Here is a 5,678-nt window from a genome sequence, read left to right as displayed (position 1 = left end):
TTCCTATCGAAATGACGGGCATTTCATAATAGAAAGTTTAATTCTAGAACGTTGACGTTTTTATTGATTTTGTTCAGTTTTCAAAGATCAATTCCAACCACTGCCTTAAGTGACAGGAACTTAATCATATCATCCCAAGCACTATAAGTCAACAACAAATTTAGAAATAACTATTTCGATCAAATAGTTATTCGTTATAAAAACCAAGTGTTTTAAACACTTCTTTCCTAAAACCTCTAAAAAAAATAAAAGAGGCGGAAGGTTAATATAACACGTTTTAAAATATGGAGTCAACAAAGTTTATCCTAAAAAAGTATTTCAAAATAAATTTTTGAAAACAACCAATGTGTTGTACCCTTTTTTAAAGCCGCTGTCATCAGCGACGGTTTATAATATAACATGTTATTAAATTTAAAGTCAATAAGATTTTTCACTTTTTTATTTATCAAAGGATTAACACTCTTCCATCCGAAGAAAAAATAAACTACTATACAAAATACACTATCACCTTCTGACAATCTCGTGAACGACAGCTGTAAAAGGTGAATTTGTTCGTCAATTCCGTTATCTTTAAAGGAACAACACTTTGTTCTTCAGGAGGAAATTATGCTTAAAACAACGATTGGCAAGCTGCGTTTCATGGGTTATTTTGAAGGTATCTCACTGCTCGTCCTTCTTTTCATTGCAATGCCGTTAAAATACTGGTTCGATACCCCGGAAGCTGTCAGCATCGTCGGAGCTATTCACGGCGCACTGTTCATTACATATTGTATTGTCATTGCCTACGTGACTCTTAAAACACGCTGGAAATTAATCTGGCCGGTTCTTTCTGTCGCTGTCGCATTCATTCCATTCGGAAACTTTATTTTAGACAAAAAACTACATGAACTTGAAAAAACATACGGGTAAAACAAAGCAGTCCGGCACAAACACCGGACTGCTTTTTCTTCATCTTGAAACTCCAGGCACCCATTGAAATAAATTGTTTACTTTCACGTAGAAAGCACGCCGTTCACTCCTTTTTAAATAATTTGTTGACAGCAGACGCAAGGTCATTCCAGCGCTGTTGAAATGACGCGAGTTCTTCTATTCCTTTTGCGGTAATTGTGTAGTACTTCCGCTTCGGTCCGCTTGGCGATTTTTTCATCGTCGTCTCGACCAATCCTTCTTTTTGCATCAGCATAAGCACCGGATAAATACCGCCTTCGCTCACCATCATAAATCCATACTCTTCCAGACGCTCGATCATTTCGTAACCGTACGTTTCCCCTTTTTCAATAAACGCAAGCAGGCAGCCTTCCAGTACGCCCTTCAGCATTTGACTCGATGAAGCCAAATCATCACCACATTTCCCTTAACTATCTTGTAATACACAATAGCAAGAACAGCCGGCCGAGTCAGCTATCTTGTATAATAAAATACTGGTGTTATTATTTTTGATTCCCGGCAGCCTCTGCTACACTAAAGAAAATAGTTGAGGAGGCGATGTTATGCGTTTAGCTGATAAAAAAGTCATTGCTCTTGTAGAAGATGAATTTGAAGATTTGGAGTTGTGGTATCCTATTTTACGTTTGCAGGAAGAAGGCGCTTCGGTTCATTTAGTCGGCAAAGATGCCGAAAAAAAATACATCGGGAAATATGGGGTCCCAGCTGTATCTGAATATTCATTTACGGATATTAATGCAGATGATTACGATGCCATTCTCGTTCCAGGCGGATGGGCACCGGACAAATTACGCCGCTATCCGGGAGTATTGGATTTCATCCGTAAAATGGATGAAGCCAAAAAGCCGATCGGGCAAATTTGCCACGCCGGCTGGGTACTGATTTCGGCAAACATACTGCAAGGAAAAAATGTAACAAGCACACCAGGCATTAAAGACGATATGACGAATGCTGGCGCCTCTTGGCATGACGAAGCAGTCATTGTAGACGGCCACATTATTTCCAGCCGCCGTCCGCCGGATTTGCCGCCATATGTAAAAGCATTTGCGGATAAACTGGCTGAGTGATCAAACAAAATAGGCAGTTTATACGTAACCCGACAAAGAAGGAGATGTCTCTAAAGTAAGTCGAGGCATCTCCTTCTTATTTTGATGGCCTGACTCCCTGATTTTGAGCCGGCAAACCGGCTTAAATGGGGCAGAATCTGGTCTTCCACATGCACTCATGGGACAGCCCCTTACGAATCTCTTATTTCCTGGCGGCCGCTTCAAGGGCACGGTCCGTTTCTTCGGCTGCGCGATCCAGTGCTTCTTTCGGATCTGTTCCTTGATACAAACTTTCCATTGCTGTCACCACTTTTTGACGCGCTTCCGGGAAAACGGAAATCAATGCGCCCTGGGTTGCTGTTGTCGCTTCCGTTTCACTTAACTGATCTACGGTTACTTTCATTTGAGGATATTGCGCCCACTGTTCTTGTACGATCGTTTCTTCATATGCCGCCGGGTTAATCGCAAAGTAGCCTGTTTCAACATGCCATTTTGCCTGTACTTCAGGTGTTGATAAATGCTTCATAAATTCCCATGCAGCCTGCTGCTTCGCTTCATCGATATCAGCCGCCATCCAGAGGGACGCTCCCCCGATAATCACACCTTGACGTTCTTCTTCATTTGGTACCGGCAAATAAGACACGCCTACATCAAAGGCCGAGTTATCAACCATTTGTTTCACACCTGCTGATGAATCCAAGTACATGGCGATTTTACCGGATTGGGAGGCTGCCCGCATATCATCCCAGTTTTGTCCTACGTTGTAAAATGAACCTTCGTATGCATGTCGCTGATTAACTTAAAGACATTCATTCCTTCTTCCCCGTTAAAGACCGCTTTTGCTGCTTCCCCTTCACGTCCATTTTCCGCATCGACAAACAATCCGCCCTGCGCCGCAACAAGTTCTTCAAAAAACCATCCATAGTTCAAAATGGAAAAACCGACTTGATCTCCTGTCGTCAATTTTGCTGCTGCTTCTTTTAACTCATCATACGTACGCGGCGCTTTTTCCGGATCAAGACCTGCTTTTTCAAACGCATCTTTATTGTAAATTAAAACCGGTGTAGACGAATTGAACGGCATTGAATATTGTTCACCATCTACTTGATAATAGGCTGAAATGTTTTCTTCCCATTGTGATGTATCATAATTTTCTGCGTCTATAAATTTTTGAACCGGCTGAACCATCCCTGTATCGATCATGTATTTTGTACCGACTTCAAATGTCTGCATAATCGCCGGCGTATCTTCTGTGCCGGCCACTGTATTAAATTTCGTTAATGCTTCTTCATATGTACACTGGAAAATCGGCTTTACTTCAATCTCATCCTGCGACGCATTATACTCATTAACCAAATCATTTAAAACTGTTTCCAGCTCACCGCTCATGGCATGCCAGAAAATAACTTCTGTTTTACCATCGGGTGAACGCTCATCTGTTGTTTCCGCTCCCGTTTCCGAATCTGATGAACAGGCCGCTAATGCGAGTAGTGCCAGAGAAAGAATGAACATCCATACTTTTTTCATTTTTTACACGCTCCCTATTATTTAATCGCACCTTGCGTTAACCCTTCTTGCAATCGTTTTTGACCGAGGAACAACAGCAGCAGGGTCGGAATAATCACCATTACGACACCCGCCATGCCCCCCCCATTCTATTGAAATTTCCTGCGACTGCATTTGCTTTAAACCTATTTGAACCGTTCTCATCGATTCATTGTTCGTCACGAGAAGCGGCCACAAATACATATTCCATGTCGTTAAAAAGCTGTAAATGCCCAGTGTCACCATACTCGTATGCGGAAGCGGCTTATGCCTGCCACCTGTGACGCTTCATACAATTCTTTTGGCACCGTTTTAAATTGCTGCCGCAGCAAAAATGTTCCGAACGCAAGCGCAAAAAACGGAATGGTGAGTCCGGCAAAGCTGTTCAGCCATCCGAGCGACTGCACCGTTTGAAAATTCGGCACCATCGTTGCTTCCCATGGGATCATCATCGTGGAAATAAACAAGAAAAACAGGGCATCTCGTCCTTTAAAGTCAATAAAGACGAACGCATACGCAGCGAGACTTGAGACCGCGAGCTGGCCAATCATGACAATGACGGATACAACAAAGCTGTTCCATAAATACTGGAGCAGCGGCACCTTTTCAATCGCAGCCGCGTAATTATCAAAAATAAACCGCTCCGGCCATATATTTCCCTGCAGCACTTCCCCGCCTTGCATAAAGCTGATTAAAAATGCGTACAAGATTGGAAACATCATCACGAATGTCATGATGATAAGCAATGTGTAAAGAAGGCTTTTTTTCAACATGCTCACTGATAATGCACCCTCCTTTCACCTAGCTTAAACTGAACAATCGTTACGATTAAAATGCAGAAAAAGAGAATAACCGCCTGCGCGCTGGCTGAACCGACGTTATAGTTAATGAACGCGTCTTTATAAATGGAATAAACAATGACATTGGTCGATTCAATCGGACCGCCCTTTGTCAAAATGTCAATTTGACCAAATGTTTGAAACGCGTTAATCAGTGATACAGTAACCACAAAAAACAGCGTCGGCGACAGCACTGGAATCGTGATTTTACTCAATTTATACCCGCTGCTTACACCGGCAATACCCGCACTCTCGTATAATTGCGGATCGATATTTTGCAGGCCGCCAATCAGAATTAAAAAACAAAAACCGGTATTCATCCAAATTGTCGCAATGGATACTGCAATCAATGCTGTCGACGGATCAAGCAGCCACTGCATTTCCGAAAACCCTAACGCTGTCAAAATCCGGTTCATCACACCGATTGTCGGGTTGTACATGAACATCCAAATAACCGAGGAAGCTGCGACACTCATCCCCATCGTTGACGAAAACATCGTGCGGAAAAAGCCGATGCCCCGCATCTTTGAATTGGCCAAAAGCGCTAAAGCCAGCGCCAGTATCACACCTGCAGGAACGGTGTACAGGACAAATAAAGCTGTTGCTTTCGCACTTGCGAGAAAAGCAGAAGATGTGAATAAATACGTGAAATTTTCAACGCCGACGAATGTGACTGGGTTTCCCTGCGCATCGGTTATATGCATACTTAAATAAACGGTCCTCACCATCGGGTAAAATAAAAATACCGTAAACAATAGGAGGGATGGCAGCAAATACAAAAGACCGGTTCCGAATCGGGCATACGCGCGTTTTTTCTCAGCCGCTTTCTCAAACTGCAGCACCTTGTTCAATTCAACTTGCGGCATGCTCATTGGAATGCCTCCCGAAAGCGAGCCAATTTTTCCACGTTGTTCATCAGACGGATGCCACTTTCCGCATCAAAAAAGCACAAGTGCTGATCTTCAATACAGATAGACAATGATTCACCGACGTTTACATTCCACTGACCTGTCCATCGGGCAATCCACTGCTCAGTGCTGCCCATATCAAACGTAATAAGTGTCTCGGTGCCAAGCACTTCCACATTGGCAATTGTCACGTCAAAGCCCGGTTCATCCGGTTTCGCCGCGCGAATATGCTCCGGTCTCACGCCCACAATTACGCGCTTCCGATTACCGATCATATCGATCATGTCAGACATTGGCATAAGGCGTTCACCCACCACTAAAGAGGAACCGCTGACGCCCGCTTCAAATCAGAACCACCAGTATAACTGGTGGTCTGCTCTGCGCCTATAAGGCTC

At 43.4% G+C, this 5,678-nt stretch carries 5 protein-coding genes and 2 pseudogenes; 2 read left to right on the top strand and 5 right to left on the bottom strand.

Annotated elements, in window-relative coordinates; translation table 11 throughout:
- The first annotated feature begins 606 nt into the window (after nucleotides 1–606).
- Nucleotides 607–909: a DUF3817 domain-containing protein gene (locus BTO30_RS16370; RefSeq protein ID WP_075399761.1), complete on the top strand. Its 303-nt coding sequence runs from the start codon at nucleotides 607–609 to the stop codon at nucleotides 907–909.
- A 103-nt stretch (nucleotides 910–1,012) separates the two neighbouring features.
- Here the strand turns inward: BTO30_RS16370 and BTO30_RS16365 are convergent, their stop codons facing one another.
- Nucleotides 1,013–1,318: a PadR family transcriptional regulator gene (locus BTO30_RS16365; protein ID WP_075399762.1), complete on the bottom strand. Its 306-nt coding sequence runs from the start codon at nucleotides 1,316–1,318 to the stop codon at nucleotides 1,013–1,015.
- Nucleotides 1,319–1,490: 172 nt separating this feature from the next.
- On the opposite strand from BTO30_RS16365, the gene BTO30_RS16360 reads away from it, so the two are divergent.
- Entirely contained in the window at nucleotides 1,491–2,012 is a 522-nt protein-coding gene (locus BTO30_RS16360; protein WP_075399760.1) for a type 1 glutamine amidotransferase domain-containing protein, read from the top strand.
- A gap of 181 nt (nucleotides 2,013–2,193) precedes the next feature.
- On the opposite strand, the pseudogene BTO30_RS16355 reads toward BTO30_RS16360, so the two are convergent.
- The 4 genes and pseudogenes from BTO30_RS16355 to BTO30_RS16340 form a co-directional block, all read right to left on the bottom strand.
- A pseudogene (locus BTO30_RS16355) lies at nucleotides 2,194–3,518 on the bottom strand (ABC transporter substrate-binding protein).
- A 17-nt stretch (nucleotides 3,519–3,535) separates the two neighbouring features.
- Nucleotides 3,536–4,309: pseudogene (locus tag BTO30_RS16350) on the bottom strand (carbohydrate ABC transporter permease).
- Between the two features lie 2 nt (nucleotides 4,310–4,311).
- Nucleotides 4,312–5,247 carry a carbohydrate ABC transporter permease gene (locus BTO30_RS16345; RefSeq protein ID WP_075399759.1) on the bottom strand — a complete coding sequence of 312 codons (936 nt, stop codon included), beginning with the start codon at nucleotides 5,245–5,247 and terminating at the stop codon, nucleotides 4,312–4,314.
- On the bottom strand, nucleotides 5,244–5,582 hold the full coding sequence (locus BTO30_RS16340) for a TOBE domain-containing protein (RefSeq protein ID WP_083632485.1): 339 nt from the start codon (nucleotides 5,580–5,582) through the stop codon (nucleotides 5,244–5,246). Before BTO30_RS16340 ends, BTO30_RS16345 begins: the two co-directional genes overlap by 4 nt.
- Between the last annotated feature and the right edge of the window lie 96 nt (nucleotides 5,583–5,678).

Source organism: Domibacillus antri, assembly GCF_001936625.1.
In the GTDB taxonomy this organism is placed as follows: Bacteria; Bacillota; Bacilli; order Bacillales; family Domibacillaceae; genus Domibacillus; species Domibacillus antri.
The sequence above is the reverse complement of the archived record's forward strand: the minus strand, read 5'-3'. Positions and strand labels throughout refer to the sequence as shown.